This window comes from Dethiobacter alkaliphilus AHT 1, from assembly GCF_000174415.1.
In the GTDB taxonomy this organism is placed as follows: domain Bacteria; phylum Bacillota; class Dethiobacteria; order Dethiobacterales; family Dethiobacteraceae; genus Dethiobacter; species Dethiobacter alkaliphilus.
The window spans coordinates 168,696-193,952 of record NZ_ACJM01000001.1 but is presented as its reverse complement, the minus strand read 5'-3'; the positions used below and the strand labels follow the sequence as shown (position 1 = coordinate 193,952).

Here is a 25,257-nt window from a genome sequence, read left to right as displayed (position 1 = left end):
CAACGTCATATAGATAAGGGACGGCCGGGCCGTCCCTTATGCTTTACATTTTGTCAACAGCCGGCACTTCATCTCCCACATCAATCTTTTTCATAGATTTTCGATGGAGAATGTCGTACATGATGGGAACCACCAATAGGGTAAGCAGAGTGGCATAAGTCAGACCACCAATGGAGACAACCGCCATGGGTTGAGTCATCTCCGCCCCTTCGCCCACCGCCAGAGCCATGGTGCTCATGGCTAAAATGGTGGTTAAGGCTGTCATCAGAATGGGGCGTATCCTGGTGCGGCCGGCCTCAATTAATGCGGCCCGCTTATCTTTGCCTTCCAGGCGCAACTGGTTTACATAGTCTACAAAGACAATCCCGTTGTTTACCACAATACCGGCCAGAACCAAGAAGCCAAGCATGGCCGGGACAGATAGCTCCATACCAATAATCCACGGCAAGAGCAAACCACCTGTAAAGGCCAAAGGCAGAGTAAAGAGGATAATAAACGGTGAGAGCAGGCTCTGGAACTGGGCCACCATAATCAGATAGATAAAGATGACGGCCAAGGTGATCATCAGAATCATATCGGAGATGGCACTGGCGATCATTTCGTTTTCACCGGCAACTTCCACCGTAATTCCCGGAGGCGGGGTGTAGTCGGCCAGAGTACGCTCAAAGTCACGGCTCACCAGGCCGATGTTGTAGCCATAATCGACATTGGCGGTGACGGAAACATAGCGTGACTGGTTATCGCGGAGTATTGATGAAGGGCTCTCCGCCTCGTAGATTTGTGCAATATCACCCAGGCGTACTTCGCTCTCTTCACCGTTTTGCCCGTTTACCGTAAAAGTATAGTCGCTCACATTATTGCGGGTTAGCTCTCCGTTTACTGCTTTAACCACGATAACGGCGTATTCGTCTATGCCTTCAGTTAAAGTAGTGGCTTGCGTTTCAGTGGACAGGGCCTCAGAAACCTTCTGGAAAACCTGGGCTACCGTCAGCCCTTCTGCCATGGCAGCATCTTTATCCACCATCACCCTGGTTTCTACCCCGGCATCCTCATCACCGGCGGAAACATTGGTGGTGCCTTCTGTAGCAATAAGCAGGTCTGCTACTTCATTGGCAACATCGGAGAGCTCATCTAAGTCATTGCCTTTAATTATTATTTCCATACCGCTGCCACCCATGGCAGCCATATCCATATCAGAGGTGGAGACAGACATTTCCACATCCAAGTCCTCGGTTTTGTCCAAAATGGCTCTGGCCACATCCTGGTTTGTCATTTGGCGGTTTTCATGCAAAAGGATATAGAAGGAGGCACCACTGCCGGATCCGCCTCCGCCCATCATCATACCGCCGCCACCGTTTCCGGACATGGCGCCCACACTGTCCACAGCCTCGATCTCTAAAATACGAGCCATTACTTCATCCGCCATGGCGTAAGTGTCTTCCCGCTCACTGCCTTCCGGCATGGTAAGGCTGGCACTCATCTGCGGTGCATCCATCTCCGGCATGAAGCTGGTCCCCATGATGGTGACTCCGTACAGACTTAAACCAAACAGGAATACTACCAGGATTAAGACAACAAATTTATAGCGCAATGAAAAGTCCAGCACTCTCGCATACTGATTCACCAGAGCATCGAACCATTTATGCCTCTTCTCATTGGTAGACTTCATCACAGTGGAGGCCATACTGGGCACCACCGTCAGAGCCACCACCAGACTGGCCAGCAAACTGTAGGCAATGGTTAACCCCATGTCACTGAAAATCTCCCGGGAAATACCGTGGGTAAAGACAATGGGTAAAAACACACAGACGGTGGTCAGGGTTGAAGCAAAGATAGCTCCTCCCACCTGCCTTGCCCCCTGCACAGCTGCCCGGTGGACAGGCACACCTTCATTGCGCATGCGGTAAATGTTTTCAATCACCACAATACTGTTATCCACCAACATCCCAACACCAAGCGCCAGACCGGAAAGGGAGATGATGTTGATGGTAACGTTACTGAAGTACATCAGCGTAATGGCAAACATTAAGCTAATGGGGATGCTAAAAGCAATTACCAAAGTAGGCCTGATATCTTTTAAGAATATAACCAGCACTATAATTGCCAGCAACCCACCAACCATCAGGTTTTGCAGGACGCTCTCAATGGTCATGTTAATATATTCGCCTTGGTCCATCAAGGGAAGAATACGCAAGCCTTCGTGCTCGGCGGTTAAATCGGCAATTGTCTCATTTACGCGGCCGGCCACATCGGCTGTGGAGGCGGTGCTTTGCTTCTGAAACATCAGCATTACACTGTCGTTGCCGTTTACCTTGGCATAAGTTTGGGCGGCATTGTCGGTTACTTCAATCTCGGCAATATCGGAAAGATAAACATCACCGATACTGTCCATGGAAAATACCAAGGTTTCTTCGATGGATTCCACCGTCTGGTATCGGTCTCCCACCTTAACCAGGTGTCCGTCTTCCCCTTCATCAATATATCCGGCAGGCATGTTAAAGTTTTGCGCCTGCAGGATACCGCTAAGCATCTCCGCGGTAACAAAATTACTCAGGTCTGCACTTTCACGGGCATCTTCGCGAGCCTTCTTTAGCTCCTCAATGCCTTTTTCCAACTCACTCTGACCGTTTTCCAGCTGCATCTGAGCTTTGGCAAGCTCGATGGACAGAGTCATTTTGCCCGTTTCCAGCTCTTCGTAACCTGCTGTTGCTTCGGCCAATCCTTGCTCCAGCTGCGGTTTCATTGCCTCCAGGGTCATCTGCCGCACCGAAATATTTTGCAACTCCGCATCGATGGCGGCTACCCGGGAACTGGCCATGGAGGCCATCTCCATCATTTCTACCATTTCACTTTGCGAAAGCTGAGACAGCTCAGCGGGAAGATGGGGGGCAAGCTGCTCCATTATAGAATCAAATGCTTCAGGAGAGAGGGCAGCTACGCCACCGGCAAATGGCTGACTAAACACAGGACCTAGTTCGGTGAGCTGAGAAAGGGCTTCCCTTTCCTGTTCAAAGGCCATCCGCTGGCCTTCAAGCAAAGTCTCCTCTGCCAGCAAAGCATTGAGATTGGCAATGGCATTATTTAGCTGCGAACTGGCCTGGGCCAGTTGAGTCTGCTGGTTCTCGGTTTCCGCCTCCAGATGGTCACGGGCGTCAACTAGCTCTCTGCGCGCCTCTTCCAATTCACTTTCTGTTTCATCCATGGTGCGGTCCAGGTCTCTTAGCACTTCTTCATTAAGTGCATCGATTTTCTCCTGGTCCAGCGTTATGCGTATCTCTCTTTCCAACAACCCTGAGGCGGTGACAGAGGCCACACCGTTAATCCGCTCAAAAGTAGGCAGAAGTGAATCGCTGACAAAGTCGGATACTTCCGCCATACCGGCTCCTTCCATATCAACGGTGGCCACCATGATGGGCATCATATCCGGATTAAGACGCATCAGCATGGGGCTGCCAACATCACTGCTCAACTGCGATGAAATCATATCCAAATTATTGGACAGCTCAATCATGGCCGTATCCATGTTGGTCCCTTGGACAAACTCCAGGATAATTAAACTGGAGTTTTCATTAGATCTGGAGCTGATACTGCTTAAACCGCTGGTGGTACCCAAAGCCGATTCCAACGGCCGGGTCACCGATAACTCTACCTGCTCCGGGCTGGCCCCCGGGTATGAGGTTACTACCACCACATAAGGCAGCTCGATATCCGGTAGCATATCGGTGGTCATGCCGGAAAAAGAAACGAATCCCAGAACTATTACCAGAATCACTGCCACAAGCACAGTGTATGGACGCTTGACACTAAATTGCGAAAGCATAATTTCCCCCCTGATATGTTAGGTGATTAATCATTACTCTATCTTTAGTACGGTTCTAACTAAAACTAAACCAACCGCATAGTATTATAAATCGTGAATGTGAACTGAAGATGAACTCCTTGTTAAGATTATCAAACTTTGCCCCTGTCAACAAGTTAAAAGAACACCGCTTTTTCCTCATTCGGAAATTGCGGTGTTCTCTCTGCTTTAAAACTATGCCGTTTTCTGTAACAACCAGGTCACCCCGGTCAACCCGCTTTCTAGCTCGTCGCACTCGGCCTGCTGACTGAAAATGTATCCTTGAAACATGTCCTTTTTTTCCGGAAACTTTCTCATTAGCTCCCGGGCCCGTTGAACTATCTGCTCTTGCTGGCTGCGGTTTATGGCAATAAGCTCGTCATGGTCAATGGGCTTTTCGGCAATCACCGCTAGATCTGCCTTGTTAAAATACTGCAGCCAGTCGCCACGGGAGGGGTATGGGTTATCTGAGCCGCCGTTGGCATACGCATCATCTAGGAAGATAAACCCTCCCTGCTTAATGGTACTTTTTAATTTAAGAAGCGTTGTTAGCGGATTGCCCAACACATCCCCCACCGCTCCCAGAATAACAAAATCATAACCCTCCTCAACTCTCACTGATTCATTAATATCATCCACAACAAACTGGCATAAATGTTGTACTCCATATTCCATAGCCTTTTCTTTGGCATAATCAATGAATTGCGAAAGGATGTCAATCCCCTTAACCTTACAACCGATGGATTTTGCCAACCCAATGCTGACAGCTCCTTTTCCGCATCCTAAGTCAAGTACTTTGCTTTCTCTGGATATGTTTGTGTGCTCTAAAGCCAGCGCAATCATATCCTTGGGGCTTGACCCAAGTTCCCACAAATCCTGCAACAGATAAGGCAGGTGCGGTATTAATTCCGTAGTTTCCGCTGTCAGTGAACGGGCTAATTTCTCTTCTCTTTCAGACATGACCCCCACCCCCTGTATTGATATCTTGGTCATAAAAACTTATCTTTCCTCAGGGTTACCCAGTTTCACATTAATATCTCTATAATTTCAGCAATGGTTCCGTTTTCTACCAATATCATTATTCCTAGCCCAATAAAAACAACAGGGACTATTATACGCTCATATTTTTCAATAGTACCGCCTAGCTGCTGTAACTTTGCCAGTCGGTAACCAAGATAGCACAACAGGGCCACTCCCATGTAAAATACTAATACAGTAACCACAAGCTCCGCTTGTGATATAGCGGCAAAAAGCGGTATATATACACCCAGGTTATCTCCTCCGCTGGCAATGGTGATGATTGTCATGGCTACCAGAAGGTTGCCGTGTTTTTTATTAGCAGCGAAGTATATTTTCTCCAGGCTCTCCTCTCCTTCCTGTTCAAATAGGACTTTCAGGCCCAATCCCAGGGGGACAAAGCCCAAAAGCCCAAGAATCCATTGCTCAGGAATAACCCGCAGGCCAAAAGCAGACAAGAGGCTTACTGCTATTAAAACAGAAGTCCCTAAAACCTTACCCCCAACGATGCGCATAACGGTAGGGTTGTCCTTCTTATGGGCAAAAAATACCAACAGAATTATTAGATTATCAATACTGGTGGCAACATATACCACTGCTGCAGTAATTATTGTAGTTATCACTTAACAGCTCTCCCGTTGTTAGTGCATTATCAAAATTATACCCGCTACTACTCACAGCCTGCCTTAAGCAATTATTAATTAGCTTCTCCCACAGTAAATATTGGGTAGAGAAAGATTTTATAAATTATGGTAGAATTACAGTAGACTGGATAAAAAGGGGGAAAATGAGATGTGGCTTTATTTTGCCCTTGCGGCAATATTCTTTTTAATCGGCCTGGCTATCCATGTTTTTAAGTGGTACTTCTTAATTGCGGGCTATAACACCATGTCCAAAGAACAACAGGCACAGGTGGATACAGAAGCACTGGGACGGTTGATGGGGTATTATTCTTATGCCAACGGTTTTGTATTATTTGTGACTGGAATCTTATATGCCTCAGGTGCAGACATCGGCATTGCCCCCTCCATTGTTTTCCTGGTTATTTCCACAGTGTACCTGCTTATAAAAGCTCAGCAGTATAATGGCAACATATCTGAAACAGGTGGAGACCTGATCCCGGGTGCACGTAAACAAGTGAAAGCCCCACTGGCAATTATCGTGGTCACACTTCTTGGAGTCGCTGGCTTAATGTATTTTTCTTCCCAGCCAACTTCCGCTTCTTTTTTGGAAGAAGGCCTGCAAATACATGGCATGTATGGCCAAACATATGCCTGGGAAAGTATCGAAGAGGTTAGACTAATTGAGACGCTCCCCACGGGCCTGCGGCGCACCAACGGGTCTGGACTTGGCCCCCATTTAAAAGGCAACTTTAGCTCAGAAGAGTTCGGAGCTAAAAAACTGTTTGTCAACAGAGACAATCCTCCTTTCATCTTCTTAAGTAACGGGGAAATAGTAATTTTCAACCTGGCAGAAGCTGAGGAAACAAAAGCTGCTTATGAACGGATTCTTGAGGAAATAAATAATTGATTGCATTCGGCCAATGCGGCCGGTTATTTCTTTTAAAAAAGGGCCCTAAGGGGCGCGAGCAACCGAACCCTTAGGTCGCATGGACGATATGATAAACTAATTCCGGCCTCTATCTAAAAACCGCCGCAGCATAAAGCTGCGACGGTTTTTGTTTTAACCGTGTATATCCCGCTGTCGATATCCCCTAAAAGCTGCAGCCAATAACATAACGGCTACGATGCTTAATACTGTAACTGCTGTCAGATTAAAATCCTCCAGAGGTACCTGCGGAACGTTACCAAAGGGAGAAAGAGTAGCCATCCATTCGGGAAACTGCAGAAGATTTCCCAGGTAGACAACAATAAAGGAATAACCCAGATAGAGCCAGGTAAGCCCTGCTCCTTTAGGGAGAACGCCTACCAGAAATGCCGCTAACCCCACCATTGCCCCTATTGCCGGCAGGTAAACTGCGGAGGCACTAAGAGCCGAGTTTAAGCTAATGGTATCTTCCATCACTGCGGCAGCTGCTGCCCACATTCCGAAGGCGCTTAGCAGCATGGACAAGAACCCAACCACCAGGGCAACAGAGAGGAAACTGGCCATCAGGTTGGCCCGGGAGACCGCACGGGCCAATAAATGTTCGGTGCGGTTTTTGTTTTCTTCTGCCAGTAGCTTAAGGGTTATTAAAAGGGCCGGAATTGCTGCCACCATGGACATAATAGACATAATCATGGTCATAAACTGCTCTGCCAGGGTAAAACCTTCTCCTGGAGGCAGTATCTGCTGCATCATTTCACTCTCGGCAAAAAATGCTTCCAAGTCGCCAAAAACAGAGCCGTAGGAGGCGCCAAGCACAAACATTCCGATTAACCAGGCGATAATCATGGTCCGCTGCAGCTTCAGGTTTAACCCTAAGGGACTCTGCAAAAATGCGGATGCTGTACTTCTGCCTGGTTTGGCCGCAATAAAGCCGGCACCCAAATCACGGGTTGAGTTAAGTTTGAGAGCAATGGCGCCAATTACTATGGCCGCCCCCACCAAGGCAAACACTGGCCACCAGTAGTCGTTGACATAGACCTGTGCATGCATGATCCAGCCCAGAGGAGAGAGCATGGACAAAGTTTCATTACTCACATCCCCTATGGCACGTACCAGATAGGCCACCCCTAAAAATGTGAAGGACAAACCGACGGTGCCGCGAGAGCTTTCCGAAAGCTGGGCAAAGAAAGCGGTTACAGCGGCAAAGAAAATCCCGACAGAACCCAAAAGGGCACCGTAGAGCAGGGAGCCGGCCAAATCCATGCTTTCCTCCCCTAAGGAATACATGCTAAAACCGGTCAGCACCGTGAGAAGAACATAGGTTAAAAACAATACCAACAATACAGCGGCTAAATTAGACAACCTTCCCACCGGCAAGGAGCGCAGCAATTCAATGCGGCCCGCTTCTTCATCAGCGCGGGTGTGGCGGGCTACAAGCAGGATGGCCATAATTGCCACCGCTATGGCGGTAAAAAGCAGCATCTGATGGCCCATCATGGCGCCGATGGTATAGTTGTCTAAACCGAAACTGGGCCCCACCATGGCGATCATGGCCGGGTTTCTCATGGTTTCAGCGATGGCCTGCCTCTCCAGCGGTGTACCGTACATTTCCTGAAAAGCCGGCACCACTACGATGGTAATTACTATCAGACAAATTAGCCACACAGGGATGCGGATACGGTCACGGCGCAAAATCAGCCTGGCGTACCTTCCCACATTTTGATAGAGCTGCTTGACCATTACGATTCACCCCCGACTCCTTCATAATGGCGCATAAAGAGGTCTTCTAAAGTGGGTGGAGCACTTTCTAATTTAACAATATCAAAGGAGCTCACATGTTTTATCACATTACCCAGCTCTTCTGTGTCAACCTGGAGGGTAAGCTTATTATCTTTTTGCTCAATATCATGGACTCCTTTGAGCTCTTCAACACCGGTAATTTCCTGCTTGGTCTCCACCAGCACGCTGGTTCTGGTTAAATGGCGCAGCTCTTCTAAAGTACCGGACTCAATAATTTTGCCTTGGCGGATAATGCTTACCTTGCTACATAACCGCTCCACCTCAGACAAAATATGACTGGATAGAAGCACGCTTTTGCCTGCATCTTTGGCTTCCATCACACAGTCCTGAAAAACTCTCTCCATCAACGGATCCAGTCCGGAGGAGGGCTCATCGAGAATATAGAGGTCCGCATCAGAGGAGAATGCCGCAACCAGAGCCACCTTTTGCCGATTCCCTTTGGAATATGTACTACACTTTTTGCTGGGATCCAAAGCAAACCGCTCAATTAGTTCTTCCCGACGGCTTTTGTTGTTTGTTCCACGCAATTTAACAAACAAGTCGATTACCTCGCCACCGGTAAGATCGGGCCACAAGTTCACATCACCGGGTACATAGGCAATTTGTTTGTGGATTTCCACCGCATCTCTCCAGGCATCTTTACCGAAAATGCTGGCACTGCCTGAGGTGGCTTTTAAGATTCCCAGCAGCACCCGGATTGCAGTGGTTTTCCCTGCACCATTGGGCCCGATAAAACCATAAACTTCCCCTTCGTTCACTTCCAGATTAATCTGATCCAGTGCAGTGAACTTACCAAACTTTTTTGTAAGATTGCTAACCTTAAGTACCGTCATCTTTTGCAAACCTCCCTTGTTTTTGTTTTTATTTATCACTTGGTTTAATGGTTGTTTTCGTAGTAGATTCGTCTCAGGACTTGCAGAAATTCGAAAAAATCTTCCCAATAAGGGTCAAAGTCCACCTCTGTCAGGTTGTGATCTTTTAGTGATGCCAAGAGTTCATTGGTGTAACCGTCCATTGACCACTGTATCAGCTTGATAATCTGCTCAGAGGGTATATCCTTTCTGAATAATGAGGTATCAATGTCCTCAAATAATTTGGCAAAGCCTTCGGCTTGTAGTTTACTCACCCGCTCTGCCAACTCCGGCGGCACCCCTTCCAGATTATTCATATAGAGATTGCCGAAAAAATTAAACACATGAGGGTTTTTTACGTAAGCCTTTAATTTACTTACTGCAGCCAATCGATACCTCTCAATAAAATCAGTCTGGTTAGTATCGAGTTGACTGAGATAATCTTTCAAAACAAATTCCAAACCATACTCCACTAAATAGTTAAAAAGCTCCTGTTTACTCTTAAAATAATAGAAAAGCATTCCCTTGCCGATACCGGCCTCCTTTACAATCCGGTTGGTTGACGCCTGCTCAAAACCCTGCCGGGCAAACTCCAGATAGGCTGCATCTAAGATCCTCTTTTTTTATCAGGCTCCAGGTTCTCAAACTTATCCGTAATAGCGCATCCCCCCTAACGTGCAACCCCAAAATAGACCACCTTGGTCTATTTTTAATATAATATGCTTCGACCACACTGGTCAAGAACATTTTCCATAATTTCTCTTAACAAGATATTAAGCAATAAAAAAACCCAGGCGAATTTTCACCCAGGCTAATCTTGCCTTTCATCTTCCACAGGAACACTACCAAACAAAACCCGCAAGTAGTCGCGCTTAGCATATAGAACCCTAGAAATAAAAACGGTATAGTTTTCAAGTTTATAGAAAATGAGGTGGTTTGCACAAACAAGAAACCGATAATCTGTCTGCATATCAATTATTGTAGAAAGTGATGCTCCCAGTTCAGGATACTCCGCCAAAGTACGTATTCTCTTCATTATTTTTGCAACCAAACCTTTTGCAGCCTGTGGGCTAGACAACTCTTCAGAAATGTACTTTTTAATTTCTGCCAGATCATTTTTCGCCTCCGGAGAAATCTTCAACTCATACATCGTCTATCCCCAGCTCGGCCTCCACTTCCTCGATAGACATCCATCCTTTTTCTTTTGCTACTTGCTCACCCTGAGCCAGTTGCGACAGAAGTTTTAAGGATGCTTTTAACTTTTCGTACTCGTCAATGTCAATGATAACAAATTTACCTCTGCCATTCTTAGTTAAAAATACTGGTTCACCATATGCAATATCACGCAACACTTCATTATAATTTCTTAAGTCGGAAATAGGTTTAATAATTGGCACAAAACCCCTCCTTCCTGCTGCTATAATTATACCATTATTTTACGTAATATTCATCTTAATTAACGCACCCATAAGTTCTCTTTTACTAATTTTACTAATTAAGCACAAACTTCTTTCTCTCCTGTTTGCAAATGCGCATAATTGTGTCTTTTCCGGTAATCAGTGCGGTGGGCAGGCCTCCGGGAGGTTGCAGCCACTGACCGCTTAAGACGATGTTATCAAGGCCTTTGATCTGGCCGGTGTGGGCTAATTCTTTACTGCGGACTGTCGGCCAGAAAGCCATAAAGGAACCGCGGTAAGCATTGCAGTAGCTTTCAAAAGTTTTCGGTGTGGCCACATCCAAAACCTTAATTTTTCCTTCCATGTGCGGCAAACGGGTAACTATAGCTTGGAGAACGTCCTCACCGATGCGCCCTTTCTCCTCACGGTAGGCCTGTTTATCCTGGGACAGTGCCTGCCACACCTCATAGTCGGCCGCTTCCTGATTAACACTGACTGTGATGACGCTATGACCCTCCGGTGCAAAGCCAGGCTCGTAGTCATAATGGGTTAAAGTAAGATAATCAACGGCGTTGGCGCCAACCTTAACGGGTGCTACCGGAAAACGCAGGGTGCGGGGAATTTCATTCATTTTACCTGCGTAACCCAAAGCTATACGCACCTCTGAAGCCAGAGGATAGTCTGTGGGGTTATTGTATCTTTTTTCAAATTCCGGGTCATTATACTCTCCCTTAAGCAGGCGCTCAAACAACACTTTGGCATCGCAGGCGGCGATAAAATAATCTGCGGTGAAAGTTTTACCGTTATTGCAGATCACACTGGTAACCTTGTTATTCTCAATGGAAAGACTTGTTGCTTCACATGGGGATTCAACCACGCCTCCCAAAGAGAGGTAACGTTCTTTCATGCGCAAAGCTAAAGCTCTGGAACCTCCCAAAGGGATGCCCGCCTGCCCTTTGGTAAAGGAGCCCATGGCAAAAATTATTGAGCTGGCGGAAGCGCCGAAATCCTCCGGCACAAAGTAGGCAAGAGCCCCACTCAAGGCGGGATGTTTAAAGCTGTTGGCATAGTCCAGCAGACTGATTTTGCCGTACTTTTGCATAATCATGCCCGCATCCTTCATGGAGAGCATAAACTTCACTTTTTCCAACACATTCATCATATCCATCGGTTTACCGGTGGGTATCTCAAAGGACTGCAACTTTTCAATGGCCTGGCAAAAATCATTAATAGCCTCTTCGTCCTCCGGGGAAATCTCAAGCCAACTGGACTTCAGGCGTTCTAAGTCACGGTAAAAGTTAACCTGGGTGCCGTTATGCTCAAAAGTAAGGAAACTGTCTGGTTGATAAACGTCCACACCGTCCAAAGCGCCTACCGTCTTCCACAAATCGTTTATGGGAGTTCCCTGCTTTGTGCCAACCAGCCAATGAATACAGCCGTCAATATGGTACCCCTGGCGGTCCCAGCCGGTGCACTCCCCGCCCAGGGTATGATGTTTCTCCAGGATAACACTTTCAAAGCCATTTTTTTGGGCAAAGATTCCCGCACTAAGCCCCGCCACGCCCCCGCCGATGATAACAACCTTTTTCATTATCTCTCTTCCTCCCGTTTCATCTGCTGCAGTCTAAAAAGCTCTTCTCCCACTTCAAGTAACAACTCTTCTGCCCCCTGCTCATCAAGCCAGGCTGGTATGTTACCGGTAGCCACCATGGCCGAAAGCCCGGTCTGAAAAACTCTCAATTTTAAAAACAGACGTTTTCTCTGTTCCACGCTCCAGTCTCTCATGTTCTCATCCCCACCCATAGCATCAACCATGGCTTTTTCTACCGATTCATAGGAAGCCATGTAAGGATTAGGCTGCAGCGCCAACTCACGAAACAGCACCGGATACTGCCGGGCAAATTCCAAGCTGGCTTTGCCGATCTTGGCAAACATGTCTTCCCCATCCTGTGCAGCTGTCAGTTCATTGGAGAGCGCGAAGACACGCTCCACCACAGCAGCCGTCAAATCATCGATGTTTGCAAAATTAACGTAGATTGGCGCCACGGAACAGCCCAACCGTTTAGCCACACTGCGGGCAGTAATTCCGGAAAACCCTTCTTCTTTGGCTATTTCAAAAGCAGCGTGCACTATCTCTTCTTTGCTGAACTTTGTTTTAGGTGACATCTAACTCCTCCTCGAATAACTTATGTTATATAACTTTAGTTATATTTTACTTAAAAATAATTTGCCTGTCAACCCTTTTCAGGCAAAATATAACGCGTGTTATACAAAATATAATATCTCTGCACTGGGAAAATATACGTTAATCTTTTCTGACAAGTATCGTTCTGCTTCCTGGTATTGTTCCTTTGTATAGACATACTTGCCGTAACCAAACTGACCGTATTTAAAGCGGCGCTCCTCTTCGCTTAGGGGAAGCTCAGATGAGGGAAAAATGGCAGCAATGTTTTGCTTGCCACGGGCGGTAAAACGGTGGGTTATGAGCTCAAAAGATGGTGCCGCTTTGGCAGGCAGGGTGTCCTTCATTTCTAAGAGCAGTTCTTCATAAGACTTTTGCCAACCGTCATAAAGGAAGATTGGAGCTACAAGAAAACCCAGCTTATAGCCGGCCTGAAACACTTTAGCTGCCGCCTGCAACCTGGCTGTCAGGCGTGGGGTGCCATGTTCAAAGCGGTTAATAATTTCCGGCGTATTGACCGAAAAACGAAACTCCGTTTTTCCTTGGTGTTTTAAATCCAGCAGCGAGTCAACACAGGTAAATTTGGTGACAAAGCGAAAGCGGGCGTGCTCTTGCTTAGCAAAAAAGGTAATGGCTTGAGCCAGTGCCCCGCTGTAGGGCTCAAGGGGGAGCGGATCTGAGGTGGCAGCACCTTCAAATACTGTTTCCTCTGGTGCTCTTTCTTTAATTACTTTCTCTGCCCGCTCCAGGATTTCTTCAACATTTACATAGAGCCGCACCACCGGCTGGCGGCCCAGGGTGGTGTGCAGATAGCAGTATTCACACATGCCGGGGCAGCTGGTGGAAAGAACCAGCTGAAAATCAGCAGACGGACGGCACTTGGCAAATTCCCCATCCTTTTTTACTCCCACCACCAAGGTGCGCTTGGCTTCTTTAAACTTTTCGGCGGGATCTTTGCCGGGCAGTCCGGTAACCCGGTTATGGCTGCCAATTACCCGAACTTCTTTATCTTCTTTTCGAAATCTCTCCCACAGGGAACGCCCTAATGGATAATCCAGGGCCCGTTCTTCAAACAAGACCCGCTGTGGAGCAAAGCATGTATTATTAGTCATAAAGAAACACTCCTTGAAGATAGCATTCCCCTAAAGAGCGTTTATTTTCGTAAATGTTGATGCACTTTTAGTGAAAAAGCGAAGACAGATCTGTTTGTTTAGGTTGATAAAAGTTGATAATAGCTAGCAGCTGATATATGTTAAAGCTGGAGGCGACTGGCGTGTCGCAGAGAAAAAAAGTAGAAGGTGATTAGGCATTTCTGCCCTAACCACCTTTTTTTTATTTCTAGATAACGCTAGACTCCGGCCGGCTGCCGCTGTTTTGTTCTGGCGATGGTGGTGTTATCTTTTTTACGGTCTTGCAAAGCTGGCACAGCATTGGGCTGTACCTCTGAGCGGTAATCCTGACCCTTCATCTGCTGATGGTTGTAAACTGCTTTATGGCTGGGGACTGCCTGAACATCGTGATTCACTTGATTCTGATACCAGAAGAAGGTATGGTAATCCGGCAGGTCATTGACATTCCTGTAATTTTCTCTGTCAGATGTTAATTCGATTTGCTGTGCAAGGATTTTGCGTACATAGTCCCTGGTATCGTGGAACTGCAGCAGTTTGGGGAAGGCTCCGCCATTGGGGATGACCTGCTCCCAGTGTTTGTTTTCATATTGCTGCAAGAGAGCTGCTGCTCTTTCCAGATGAGCTATTTCCTGATGCAGATGCATTTCCCAGATTGATTTCACATTGGGGTCAACCTCGTCCATATAGAAGGAATAATAGAGGTAGCATTCTGTGTACTCATGCATCAGCAGGTTTTCAAGCCACGTGCAGTTGGGGTCCATCAGTGACCCGTAATGAGAGACGTGCTGCTCTTCAATCATAGCAATTTCCTGATACAGCTGTCGGCCCAGGTCATTGTAGTAAGTGTTGCCTATGTTATTGTAGAAATTCATGGTTTGCTGCTCACCGGCTGTGATAATGTGTATGTTTAGCTTGGTCTGGATATCGGCAGTTTTAAAATCGATTGGTCCTTTTACCGAATCATTGGGATGCCGGTGTTCGGCAATGGTGGGACGTCCCGGAGTAATCTCAACATAATCCTTAACCAATTTCTGAGAAGGAATGTTTTTATCCAGATCCAGCAAGTTGGCATAGCGGTATAGATGATCAAAATCCTCCAGGAGAGCAAAATCCAGAGCTTGTTTTACATAAGGATCAGGTTCATTTTGCGCAAGCCAGGCGGTCAGATCCACCGCCACATGCTCGTAGCCGATGGTGGTTTCCAGCGGTGTTTCACCAATTGGTGAGAGCCAATTGATTCGCTTTTGCTGCTGCTGCTCAATGCGGCGTGAAAAGGCAAGATCGCGGCGCAGTTCATTGTTGGTACAGTTACGGTGGAATTGATGGGAGAACATGGCCGCTTCCACTTCGATACCGTTCATCAAAATGATCCGGATCTTGGTGTAGGGGTCAACTTCCATTTTTGAGTACGGCTTGGGGTAAATACCGTTCCAGTCGGTTATGGCATCGCCAAGCAGCATTGGTTTTTCATGAAAAGGGTTAAACATAAGTAGTCTCCTTTCGTTTTTCAATCATTTTAATTATTCCAGTATGTTAAGCGACATATTCTGCAAAAAAAAGGCACAAGAAAGGCGCGCTCTTTCGGTTTCCTCAGCGCGCGCTTTTGTACTGCTTACCTTAGCAGCTTCGCTATCTGCGAAGCGTTATAATTTAGCAGTAAAAAAATAGCACACACACCAGTGCGTGCTACAGAGGTTTGTGGACAAATTAACCTGTCCCTCTGTCCACAAGTACTTTTACAAAAAATGTTCTGGTGCGGGGGCCGTCAAATTCGCAGAAATAGATTGATTGCCAGGTTCCCAGCACCATTTCTCCGTTTGTGATTGGGATTGTTTGTGAGGGGCCCACAGTGCTGGCTTTAAGATGGGCGGCGGAGTTACCTTCGGCATGCCGAAAGTCAGGGCTGTCCCAGGGATATAGTTTATCCAGATGAAGGAGAATATCCCGTACCACATCGGGGTCTGCCCCTTCATTGATTGTGATCCCCCCTGTTGTATGGGGGCAGTAAATGGTGACCAGGCCTTCCTTTGCTCCCGCCTCACCGATGGCTTCCTGCACTTTCTGGGTTATGTTTAACATCTGGGAGCGATTGTTGGTGCTTAGTTGAAACTTTTTTAGCATTAGGTCCTCTCCTCTCATTTAAGAGCATTTACCGTCTTGTTCATAGATGCCGGTGGTATCCTCTGCTTTAATAGGCAAATTTGCCGGGAACATGGGTATCGGTGTAAATTTAAAACGGTTATATTTATGCAGGAGGTCTATTTTTTCCTTTAATTTAGTGTCTTCAATAATACCTTCCCTTATATAGCGATTTAATGTGTCATAGGTAAATCCCAGCACTTCCTCATCTGTTTTTCCTGTAAGCCCGTCTTCCGGGGGCTTGATAAGGAATTTTTCCGGAACGCCCAACTTCCTGCCAACCTGAATAACCTCATCTGAGGTGAGCATTGCCAATGGGGAAAGAGCTCCCGCCGTATCGCCATATAATGTGGTATATCCTATCCAATCCTCGGAGAGATTGCTGGTATTTAGCACCCTGCTTCCCGGTATAGACTGCGAAATTGCATATAGTGCGGTCATGCGCACCCTGGGAGGCAGGTTTATTTTTGTCTTATCCGATACTGACGGGATAAGATGACCCCTTAACCCTTCTAAAGCAGAGAAAAAAGCTTCCGTCACGGGATTAATTTGCATAACTGCATGGGGAATATCTAGATGAGTGCATATTTCATAGGCATACCCGATGTCTTTTTGTATACCGTCCGGCATTAAAACACCATACACATTTTTATTGCCCAGTGCTTCCACACATAAAGCAGCAGTAACAGAACTGTCTTTCCCTCCGGAAATTCCAATCACAGCCTTGCTTCCACCGTTGATTTGCATAATATTTTTTATCCAGTTGATAAGTTTTGCAGTAATATCATTTAACTTCTCCTGCTGCAATTTCATTAGTAACTCCTCACCTTCATTTTCATGCCAGCCATTATGTCTAACGCCTTTTTGTGCAAATCAGGATCAGAACTGAGGCAAAGTGAGCTGTTAATAATTACATCCGAGGTTGGAAACATGTTTTTAATGACGACGGCATTTGCCAAAACACAAACGTTGGTTTCTACTCCCACCAGTTCGATTTCTTTAATATATTGTGTTTTATCTGCACACTTTTGCCTGAAGGCTTCAAACTCTAAAGGTGAAATAGCATGATACTTTTTTTCCAGTGCATGGTGTTTTTTAAGATTTTCCTTAAGTAGAGGGTAAATAGCCTGTCCCCATTTTATTTCCTCTTTGCTACGCATATCTTCCGGCACCATATCATGGATGTTGAGCGTATAAAATATTAAATCTCCCTTTTCTTCATATATTTTAATCCGCTCCAAAATCCCGGGAATCAGCATCTCAGCCCCTTTTACAGCCATGCTCCCCCTCTTCGGATCTACAAAATCGTTTTGCATATCTATAATAAACAGCATAAAATCATCCCTATATTTCAGATAATTTAAAAGGGAACGTCCGTATTCGGGCGCTCCCACCTGCAATGCCTGATATAGCCTGCATTGATATTATATATTTATTCTGTAGGGCTCTTTTCTTCCAGACATACCATGGGCAGGAATAGCTAAGTTAATGTTACCATGTTAGAGTAGGGTTATTGGTTAATCTAATATAACAAGTAACGAAATATTACTTACCACAACATTTTTTATACTTTTTCATGCTACCGCAGGGACATGGTTCGTTGCGGCCAATTTTTTTGCGGGTTTTCAGGTCGATAACGTTTGATTCTTTTTGTGCAGCTGTTGACGGCGGGGTGCCTAACGGTGTTAAAGGCTTCTTGTTTTTTTGGGATAACTCATTAGGGGTATACCCTTTGAGTGCCCATTGTCGGGTATTATTATATAAGTTCATTATTTCCGCTGTCAGCAGTTGGGCAAAATCAAATGATGGGATCTCCACCTGTGTTTGTAAGTACTGAAGCAACTCTTCCGGTTTGGCGCCTTGATTAATACTTTTTATTAACTGCCAGGCGATTTCATTTGTCTCTTCATCTTTTAACTTATAATATTTTAAAAGCAGATTAATAAACTTGTCCATAGCCGGAGTCCTGTCAATATAGCCCGGCTCCCCGGCTTTTAAAAACTCTTCTGTGGTAAACGGATAGTAATTAAGGCCTGATTTGGTTTTCTGCTCATCCACTATTTTTCCGGGGTCAGCAACCCGATGGTCATAAATACTGTATTGGGAATATCTCATCTCACCATAGTAACCAAAAGCATGTAATATTACTTCTAAAAACTCGGAAGGATTGACATCCCTGCCTGTCAGTTCGCTAATCTTCTCAGTAATCAGTTCTACATCCATAACCCCGTAATAATAGATCATGCCGGAGGTTAAACGCAGCCACTGCGTATTGCGTTCTACTGTTTTTTCCAGCTTGTCTCCATCTGTCCGGACAAACAACTCCACAAGCTCTGACGGCAAAAACAGTACTTTCTTCCCCTGCTTCATCCCGGCAAAAGCAAGGCCGTATCCCATCAGAGCCGATGCCTTCTTCATCGAAATGTCTACGTTGTCTAAGGAACCTGAATTGGCGGCAACAGCTTTTATCAGCTCATATCTTTCCCTATCCAGACTATAAAGAAGCGTCTCAAATTCAGCAGGAATCACTTTAACGAGCTCGGCGGCCAAGTCTGCTTTGGTCAGGGAGCTTAAACCCTTCAGGCTCAGGTTCTTCCTGATTTTGTCCATTTCATCTTTGGTTAACCCCTCAATGGCCTCGGAAAGGCTGCCTGAAGTATCAACATTTCGCCAAAAACGCTTTTCTTTCTTCTCCTGTAGCTCTCGGATATGGCCGCTTTCTTTTCCTACCATATCGGATAAAGCCTTTTCTGTTCTTCTGTCCATGTACCATTCTCCCTTAGCATATTTATCTTCCTAACCTTTCGTCACCGGCAATGGTAATTCCTACTAAAACAGCACCAATATTACAATTCCTCCCCAGAAGCTATCAAGACGGCTTGGTTGAAGTGGCCCAATTCTGTGATATAATTAACTGTGATTAAGAATAAATGAAATTCCCATAGGACAGTTAACTTAGCATCAAAGCAGACAGATAGCTTCCCGACACCAGAGACTTTAATGGGAAAGAGATGTGAGCAGTTTGGATAAGAAGCTTATTTATGACAAGATGAAATCACTGTATTCTTTTATGGAGTACTTCAGCCCAAAACAGGAAGAATTATTTATTGAGGGTATGTTCAGCCGTCAGTTTACGCCGGGAAGTGTGCTGATGGAGGACGGTTTCAGCTGCAATAATATCTTTTTCATCTTAGACGGCTCCATTCGGATCTCCAGGATTTCCGAAGAAGGTCGGGAGGTTGTCTTATACAGAATCCACCGGGGCGACTTCTGCCTGATGACGGCCTACAGTATTATGACCGACACCGACTTTCCGGCCATTGCTCAGGTGGAAGAGCAAACCGAAGTTATTGCCCTGCCGGCCAAGGTTTTCAAACAAATCTTACAGGAAAATCCGCAACTGCAGAGTTTTATTTTTGCCAGCTCTTTAAACAGGCTAAAAGATGTGATCGGGGTCTTGGAGAACATCACCTTCACCGGCATAAAACAGCGCCTGGCCAAGTTCCTGATTATGCTGGCAAATGAGCGCTCCAGCGATAAGCTAAAGATTACACACGAGCAAATCGCATTAGAGATCGGTTCATCCCGGGAGGTTATCAGCCGAACACTGAAAAACCTGGAAGAAGAAGGGGCTGTGCAGCTTTCCCGAGGTCGGATTCAGATCTTATCCCTGGAATCTTTAAAAAAAATAATTCTACTGTGACTTAGTCACGGTATTAAACCTCTCTGTATTGTATTATTTAGTTACAGTTTACGGTGTTGCTCCGGAGCACACTAAATATGATACAATAAGGAGAGAAACATAATGAGAAAAGATTTAAAAGTTTTTGGTGTTAGTGCGTTGTTGTTGGTATTTCTCCTGGGCTTCTTTCTCCAAGCACCAGCTGCATTTGGGTATCCGGCAGAATGGAGAGGAAACGCGGATCCGTTTGGCGTAACAGAGCAAGAACAACAGGAACCGATGCAAATGGTTCTGGAAAATGAAAGCAAGTATGATTTTACAGAAACAGTAGAGCGTTTTAAGCAAAATGTTGAGGATGCCGGCTGGTCAGTGGTGGGAGTTTATGATTACAAGGAAATTTTAGCGGAAAAAGGTTACGACATTCTCGATATTGAGATCATTGCCCTGTGCTCAGGCGAATACTCCGCTCAAATCTTGCAAGGTGACCATGAGCGCATGGTATCTCCCTTAATGCCCTGCACCATTGCCATCTATGAAAAAAGCAATGGCAACACCTATATCGCCCGCCTGAATTCCGGTGTAATGGCTGCTCCGTTTGGAGGAGTTGTGGCAGAAGTCATGGAAGCGGTTGCTGAAGAAACAGAAGCAATGGTCCAAGACCTTATTAAGTAAGCCATATTAAAAGTCCACTCTCTTTTTGAGGGTGGACTTTTTATGTTACTTGGTTGTTTTGGCTTTTCTTTTTTCTGATACTGCTTCGGAGACCATGCAGTACATACTTTCCACTCCGCTCTTTGTAGCTTCAAAGTTAAAGGCGTTTTCCGTGGCGATACCTATGCTATCCGCTTCTCTGGCAGCGTCAATGTTGGCCCCCAGGAAGATAAACTCCCAGTTATATTTCTTTTGCTGATGCTTTATAAGCTCCTTAACTTTTTCATAAGTAAACTCCCGGCTGGCATTTTCCAATCCGTCTGTTGTAATAACAAAGATTACTTTACCCGGCTTTTTTTGCTCATTTGTTCTTGCCAGCCTGTAACCTACATCGAGTATGGTTCTTCCCACCGCATCCAGCAGAGCGGTAGACCCTCTGACATAATATTCATTCTCCGTTAGCACTGCCTTTTCCGCTTTGATGCCATTCCACAACATTTCGTACCTGTCATCAAAAAGTATTGCTGAAACAATGATATTACCCTCTAACTGCCGCTGCTTCTCAATGAAAGCATTAAATCCCCCAATGGTATCAGTTTCAAGCCCTCCCATGGAACCGCTCCTGTCCAGCAGGAAAATAATTTCCGTTAAGTTAGTATCCATAATTACCATCCTTTCATTTTAATTCATGTTATAATAATAGCTGAATTCAACCATGACCTGGTCGCCTGGCTAGCGACATTTTGGAGGTAATCCGGATATGCTTAATAAAAAAATGCTGACAGCATTACAGGAGTACGTTGACAATCACCTGGAATGTTCTAACTTTGTCCGTTGCGAGACTCCGCTGTATACAGAAAAAGAAATTTCTGAGAACATACCACAGAACGAACTGGATGATTTTATCAAAACCACACGTCAGCCAACATTTAACCAGGTGTTGTTCAGTTTCATTGATAAAACCGGCGCCAGAGACACAGAAGTTTACAAAAAAGCCGGGCTTGACCGCAGACACTTTTCCAAAATACGCTCCAACCCGGAGTACCGCCCGGGTAAAAATTCTGTTATCTCCCTGGCCATGGCATTGGAACTAAATAAAAAAGAAGCTGACAAGCTCCTCAGTGCTGCCGGCTATTCTCTGTCTGAGAGCGACACTTTTGATTTGGTAATCCAATTCTGCCTGGAAAAAAGGATTTATGACCTACATAGTATAAATCAGGCTTTAGACTATTTTAGCCTAAAGCCTTTAGCAGGAGCTTTGGAATAGTAGAAAGGATACTTTAATAGTGAAGACATTCTTAACCTGGCTGAAAAAAAGAGCAGTGCAAACAACAGAATATGACAGCCACTTTTGGCTTGTAACAGCTAAAGGTTTATGGATAGCGGCAGGCCTGGCAGTAATCATAGCAGGACTGGGGAACCCCACCGGTTTGGGGCTAATCCCTGATCTAATCATCTATTTCACCCTACATATTATTGGTTTCTTTTTGTTAACCAGAGTGACGGCCTTTTTGCTCTCACTTATGCATTTACCGGTTCCACGTTTATTTGTAAGTAGTTTGCTGTGTACAGGTTTCTTAACTTACTATATTTTATATCTTGATAAGCTGGGAATTCTGTTCTCCGCCATAATTGGGGTTACCTATGCCGTGGCGGGATTTCTGCTGGGACTGTTTATTTTTTTTCTCACCAGCAGAAAAATAAGCTTAAAACAAAAAACAGCTTTTGTTATGCTCCCTGTGGCCTTTTATCTAATCTTCCTTTTCTGGCCCCCAGGTGGTGATACCGCGCATCCCGGGTTTTCCCCCGATGCCGGCCAGATTGTCCCCCTGTCGGGTAACAGTCCGGCCACACCAGGAGGATATCCATATCACTATTTTACCTACGGTAGCGGTGGGGACAAACACCGTCCGGAGTTTAATTCAGGTGCAGAACTGCTGTCCACCTCTGTGGATGCATCCCATTATATTGATGAGTGGCCCTGGGTACGGAACTTTTTCTGGGGATTTGATGAAACCAGCATTCCTTTAAACGGCCGCGTATGGATGCCAGAGGGCGAAGGGCCATTTCCCCTGGTTCTAATTGTGCACGGAAACCACAGAATGGAGCATTTTTCCGATGACGGCTATGGCTACCTGGGGAAACTCTTGGCCAGTCGGGGCTTTATTGCCATTTCTGTGGACCAGAACTTTTTAAACTATTCAGGCTGGTCGGGCATCCCTAAAGAGGACATGAAACTGCGGGCCTGGATACTGATGCAGCACCTATTACAAATTGAAGATTTTCAGAGAATGCCGGATACACCCTTTTACCGGCAGGTTGATCTGCAAAATATTGCTTTGATCGGCCATTCCAGAGGAGGCCAGGCGGCGGCCATGGTGGCAGACTACACGACCTGGTTTACTGATGACCCCACCGTTTCAGGCATGGAAGACCTGGGAATCCAGGCAGTGGTGGGGATAGCCCCCACCGATCGCCGGATTAACGGCCGCGCTGCTAATTTAAATGATACCTTCTACCTTGTTTTGCACGGAGCTCAAGACGGTGATGTAAATTCTTTTGTGGGTGACCGCCAATATGCCCGCACTGATTTTGAACAGGGCTCCCGGAGGTTTAAAGCCTCCGTCTATATCGGGGAAGCTAACCACAGCCAGTTTAACAGCGACTGGGGCCGAATGGACAGCTCACCTCCCCGCGGGTTATTTCTTAATCTAAGAGATATTATGGAACCCCAGGAACAGCAAAAGGTAACCCAAGTCTACATTGCCGCATTTTTGGAAACTGCCCTCCGTGGCAACCAGCAGTTTATCCCCTTATTCAAAGACTATCGCTTTGGCGCAAACTGGCTTCCTGATGCTAAATATATAAGCAGGTTTGCCGACGGGCAGATTGTGCCCATGACGGAGTTTGAAAGAAACAGTGATCAGACCGCATTTGAATACGATGTGGAAGTGGAAGCTGAGGGGTTCTCACTATGGGAAATCCAAGAAGCCCTGGACCGACGTCGTAGAAATAAAGGTTTTTATGGTGTTACTCTGGCCTGGGAGGATGAAGGTCGCTATAGTACAATTCTAACCGATGCTTACCGCGCACAACTGTCTGGCCAGCCCCAGAGCGTGATTGTCTCCATGGCTAATCTGGAAAGGGAGATAGCAAAGGACTACACCTTCCCCCTCTTTGCCCCTGTCATTGAAGTTGAACTGCAAACCACAGACAATATTGCCGTGCGCCTTCCCCTTGATCAATTCATGCCATTTGCAGAGCAAATTTATATTCAATACGGGAAAATGAGCTGGTTTGACAGCTTGATGAGAAGTGGCAAATACGAGGAAGCAGCGGAACCGGTGTTCCAGACTTATGAGCTTCCGTTGCAGGTTTTTAAAGAGCAAAACCCTGATTTACAGGCCGAAAAAATTGCCAGTGTTACCCTGCATTTCTCCTCCGGCCCCGGCAAGGTTATGATAGACTCTTTAGGATTCTCTCTAAAATAGTAACAGGTGGTGGAGCTAGCGTTAGCTCTACCACCTGTTTGTTTTAGGTTAGCTTTTGTGCAGTTTTAGTCTGGAGCAACTCCCTTTCTTCCTGTCTTTGGTGCTCATCCATCTCCCGGCGTATTTCCCGGTTTATTAACACCGACAAAAGGAGAGTCATCACCACAGTAAGCCCGTCAGCCAACGGCTGAGCATAAATTACCCCATCAAGGCCAATATAGCGGGGAAGTAATATTACAAAGGGAATTAATAACAGTCCTTGACGGGATACGGAAAGTATCCCTGCAGGGACGGCTTTTCCCAAAGCCTGGAATAAAGAAAAGTAGACAAGCTGGAAACCCAGTAGCGGAAAGGGGATACTATAGGCCATTAGCGCATGGGAACCAATCTGCAGAACTTGGGGATCATTGCTAAACCAGGAGATAACAAGTTCTGAAAAAAGTATCAACAAAACTGCCAACCCCACAGTAAAGCCTGTGGTAACTTTAACGGAGAAGCGAATGGCTTCCGTCAGACGCTCAAACTTCTTGGCTCCATAACTAAAGCCGGCAAAGGGCTGAAATCCCTGACCATATCCAAATACCGCAAACATCCCCAAAGACATCACCCGCTTCACAATTCCCAAGGCCGCCACAGCTGAATCCCCGTAGGGCATGGCAGCGGTGTTAATCATAGCCATAGCCACGCTATTTAAGCACTGGGTCAAAAACATGGGAAAACCTACTTTGATAATCTGCGTCACTATCACTTTGGAGGGCTTAAACATTGCAACAGAAAGCCTGATATAGCTTCGTCCGGAATAAAAGTACCACAATTGGTAACCCACCGCCACTACCTGGCTAAGTACGGTGGCCACCGATGCTCCCAGCACCCCCATATTAAATGTAAAAATTAAGAGCGGATCTAAAATAATATTTAGCACTGCTCCCATTACCAATGCAGTCATACTGGCATGGGCACTGCCTTCAGCCCGCAGAATATTATTTAAAGTCATTTTCAGCATAATAATGGGCGAACCAATTACCAGTGCCTGCGCATAAGCCACAGCATGTGGCAAAATGGTCTCGGTGGCGCCAAACATGCCCAATAACGGCTCCAACCAGTATTGTCCCAAAACAGCAAAAATCACACCCATCAGCATTACCATACCAACAGCGGTGGCAGCGGTGTGCTCCGCCTCCTCTTTATTATCACGGCCAAGTGAGCGGGAGATATATGACGCGGCACCCATACCCACAGCAATGCCGATGGCGGCAATCAATATAAAAAACGGGAACACCACCGACACAGCTCCGATGGCACTGGTGCTGATGCGGCCCACAAAAATAGTATCTGCGATATTATAGACTCCATTTACTACCATTCCGATAATGGAGGGAATAGCCAGGGCCAGAAGAGTTTTTTGTACATTACCTTCCCTAAGCATGGCAGTTCGTTTATCCGGTACTGTCACAATTACACCTCTTTTATCCACTGCACATAACTCAGTTAAATATCAACCATTCTTCTGTCAAAGGATTATGCGCATACC

The 25,257-nt window shown here is 46.0% G+C and carries 23 protein-coding genes and 1 pseudogene; 5 read left to right on the top strand and 19 right to left on the bottom strand.

Annotated elements, in window-relative coordinates:
- Positions 1-43 precede the first annotated feature (43 nt).
- From DEALDRAFT_RS00930 to DEALDRAFT_RS00920, 3 genes are all read right to left on the bottom strand, one after another.
- Positions 44-3,820 (bottom strand): efflux RND transporter permease subunit, encoded by a 3,777-nt coding sequence (locus DEALDRAFT_RS00930; protein WP_008513970.1) that lies wholly within the window; start codon positions 3,818-3,820, stop codon positions 44-46.
- 213 nt (positions 3,821-4,033) lie between these two features.
- On the bottom strand, positions 4,034-4,798 hold the full coding sequence (locus tag DEALDRAFT_RS00925) for a class I SAM-dependent methyltransferase (RefSeq protein ID WP_008513968.1): 765 nt from the start codon (positions 4,796-4,798) through the stop codon (positions 4,034-4,036).
- A gap of 65 nt (positions 4,799-4,863) precedes the next feature.
- Positions 4,864-5,478: a CadD family cadmium resistance transporter gene (locus tag DEALDRAFT_RS00920; RefSeq protein ID WP_008513966.1), complete on the bottom strand. Its 615-nt coding sequence runs from the start codon at positions 5,476-5,478 to the stop codon at positions 4,864-4,866.
- Positions 5,479-5,647: 169 nt separating this feature from the next.
- On the opposite strand from DEALDRAFT_RS00920, the gene DEALDRAFT_RS00915 reads away from it, so the two are divergent.
- Positions 5,648-6,385, top strand: coding sequence for a DUF3784 domain-containing protein (locus tag DEALDRAFT_RS00915; protein ID WP_008513964.1), 738 nt, complete (start codon positions 5,648-5,650; stop codon positions 6,383-6,385).
- 153 nt (positions 6,386-6,538) lie between these two features.
- Here the strand turns inward: DEALDRAFT_RS00915 and DEALDRAFT_RS00910 are convergent, their stop codons facing one another.
- The 14 genes and pseudogenes from DEALDRAFT_RS00910 to DEALDRAFT_RS00850 all read right to left on the bottom strand — a co-directional run bounded on the left by DEALDRAFT_RS00910 (position 6,539) and on the right by DEALDRAFT_RS00850 (position 18,668).
- Positions 6,539-8,143: an ABC transporter permease gene (locus tag DEALDRAFT_RS00910; protein WP_008513962.1), complete on the bottom strand. Its 1,605-nt coding sequence runs from the start codon at positions 8,141-8,143 to the stop codon at positions 6,539-6,541.
- Positions 8,143-9,036: an ABC transporter ATP-binding protein gene (locus DEALDRAFT_RS00905; RefSeq protein ID WP_008513960.1), complete on the bottom strand. Its 894-nt coding sequence runs from the start codon at positions 9,034-9,036 to the stop codon at positions 8,143-8,145. Before DEALDRAFT_RS00905 ends, DEALDRAFT_RS00910 begins: the two co-directional genes overlap by 1 nt.
- A gap of 44 nt (positions 9,037-9,080) precedes the next feature.
- Complete coding sequence (locus DEALDRAFT_RS00900) at positions 9,081-9,515, bottom strand: TetR/AcrR family transcriptional regulator (protein WP_243441118.1); 435 nt, start codon at positions 9,513-9,515, stop codon at positions 9,081-9,083.
- 75 nt (positions 9,516-9,590) lie between these two features.
- Positions 9,591-9,650: pseudogene (locus tag DEALDRAFT_RS17515) on the bottom strand (hypothetical protein); the annotation flags it as partial.
- 215 nt (positions 9,651-9,865) lie between these two features.
- Positions 9,866-10,204 (bottom strand): type II toxin-antitoxin system RelE/ParE family toxin, encoded by a 339-nt coding sequence (locus tag DEALDRAFT_RS00895; protein ID WP_008513955.1) that lies wholly within the window; start codon positions 10,202-10,204, stop codon positions 9,866-9,868.
- Positions 10,197-10,451 (bottom strand): type II toxin-antitoxin system Phd/YefM family antitoxin, encoded by a 255-nt coding sequence (locus tag DEALDRAFT_RS00890; protein ID WP_008513954.1) that lies wholly within the window; start codon positions 10,449-10,451, stop codon positions 10,197-10,199. The genes DEALDRAFT_RS00895 and DEALDRAFT_RS00890 overlap by 8 nt, the downstream gene beginning before the upstream one ends.
- A gap of 94 nt (positions 10,452-10,545) precedes the next feature.
- On the bottom strand, positions 10,546-12,042 hold the full coding sequence (locus DEALDRAFT_RS00885; RefSeq protein WP_008513951.1) for a phytoene desaturase family protein: 1,497 nt from the start codon (positions 12,040-12,042) through the stop codon (positions 10,546-10,548).
- On the bottom strand, positions 12,042-12,617 hold the full coding sequence (locus tag DEALDRAFT_RS00880) for a TetR/AcrR family transcriptional regulator (protein WP_008513950.1): 576 nt from the start codon (positions 12,615-12,617) through the stop codon (positions 12,042-12,044). Before DEALDRAFT_RS00880 ends, DEALDRAFT_RS00885 begins: the two co-directional genes overlap by 1 nt.
- Before the next feature lie 99 nt (positions 12,618-12,716).
- Positions 12,717-13,745 carry a spore photoproduct lyase gene (splB, locus tag DEALDRAFT_RS00875; protein WP_008513947.1) on the bottom strand — a complete coding sequence of 343 codons (1,029 nt, stop codon included), beginning with the start codon at positions 13,743-13,745 and terminating at the stop codon, positions 12,717-12,719.
- A gap of 236 nt (positions 13,746-13,981) precedes the next feature.
- The gene (locus DEALDRAFT_RS00870; RefSeq protein WP_008513945.1) at positions 13,982-15,250 is read right to left on the bottom strand and encodes a hypothetical protein; all 1,269 of its coding nucleotides are present in this window, start codon (positions 15,248-15,250) and stop codon (positions 13,982-13,984) included.
- Positions 15,251-15,470: 220 nt separating this feature from the next.
- The gene (locus DEALDRAFT_RS00865) at positions 15,471-15,884 is read right to left on the bottom strand and encodes a secondary thiamine-phosphate synthase enzyme YjbQ (RefSeq protein ID WP_008513943.1); all 414 of its coding nucleotides are present in this window, start codon (positions 15,882-15,884) and stop codon (positions 15,471-15,473) included.
- Positions 15,885-15,902: 18 nt separating this feature from the next.
- The gene (gene nadE, locus DEALDRAFT_RS00860) at positions 15,903-16,715 is read right to left on the bottom strand and encodes an NAD(+) synthase (protein ID WP_008513942.1); all 813 of its coding nucleotides are present in this window, start codon (positions 16,713-16,715) and stop codon (positions 15,903-15,905) included.
- The gene (locus DEALDRAFT_RS00855) at positions 16,715-17,236 is read right to left on the bottom strand and encodes a cysteine hydrolase family protein (protein ID WP_040378291.1); all 522 of its coding nucleotides are present in this window, start codon (positions 17,234-17,236) and stop codon (positions 16,715-16,717) included. Before DEALDRAFT_RS00855 ends, nadE begins: the two co-directional genes overlap by 1 nt.
- 211 nt (positions 17,237-17,447) lie before the next feature.
- Entirely contained in the window at positions 17,448-18,668 is a 1,221-nt protein-coding gene (locus DEALDRAFT_RS00850) for a YecA family protein (RefSeq protein ID WP_008513937.1), read from the bottom strand.
- A gap of 247 nt (positions 18,669-18,915) precedes the next feature.
- On the opposite strand from DEALDRAFT_RS00850, the gene DEALDRAFT_RS00845 reads away from it, so the two are divergent.
- Together DEALDRAFT_RS00845 and DEALDRAFT_RS00840 are read left to right on the top strand one after the other, a co-directional pair.
- Positions 18,916-19,605, top strand: a complete 690-nt coding sequence (locus tag DEALDRAFT_RS00845; protein ID WP_008513935.1) for a Crp/Fnr family transcriptional regulator — start codon at positions 18,916-18,918, stop codon at positions 19,603-19,605.
- 102 nt (positions 19,606-19,707) lie between these two features.
- Complete coding sequence (locus DEALDRAFT_RS00840; RefSeq protein WP_008513933.1) at positions 19,708-20,256, top strand: DUF302 domain-containing protein; 549 nt, start codon at positions 19,708-19,710, stop codon at positions 20,254-20,256.
- 45 nt (positions 20,257-20,301) lie between these two features.
- Here the strand turns inward: DEALDRAFT_RS00840 and DEALDRAFT_RS00835 are convergent, their stop codons facing one another.
- Positions 20,302-20,898 (bottom strand): vWA domain-containing protein, encoded by a 597-nt coding sequence (locus DEALDRAFT_RS00835; RefSeq protein WP_008513931.1) that lies wholly within the window; start codon positions 20,896-20,898, stop codon positions 20,302-20,304.
- A gap of 97 nt (positions 20,899-20,995) precedes the next feature.
- Here DEALDRAFT_RS00835 and DEALDRAFT_RS00830 point away from each other — a divergent pair, with 97 nt between their 5' ends.
- Together DEALDRAFT_RS00830 and DEALDRAFT_RS00825 are read left to right on the top strand one after the other, a co-directional pair.
- Positions 20,996-21,502 (top strand): hypothetical protein, encoded by a 507-nt coding sequence (locus DEALDRAFT_RS00830; RefSeq protein WP_008513929.1) that lies wholly within the window; start codon positions 20,996-20,998, stop codon positions 21,500-21,502.
- Positions 21,503-21,521: 19 nt separating this feature from the next.
- Complete coding sequence (locus DEALDRAFT_RS00825) at positions 21,522-23,726, top strand: alpha/beta hydrolase family protein (protein ID WP_008513926.1); 2,205 nt, start codon at positions 21,522-21,524, stop codon at positions 23,724-23,726.
- A 43-nt stretch (positions 23,727-23,769) separates the two neighbouring features.
- Here DEALDRAFT_RS00825 and DEALDRAFT_RS00820 read toward each other — a convergent pair whose 3' ends face one another.
- Positions 23,770-25,179 (bottom strand): MATE family efflux transporter, encoded by a 1,410-nt coding sequence (locus DEALDRAFT_RS00820; RefSeq protein WP_008513924.1) that lies wholly within the window; start codon positions 25,177-25,179, stop codon positions 23,770-23,772.
- Between the last annotated feature and the right edge of the window lie 78 nt (positions 25,180-25,257).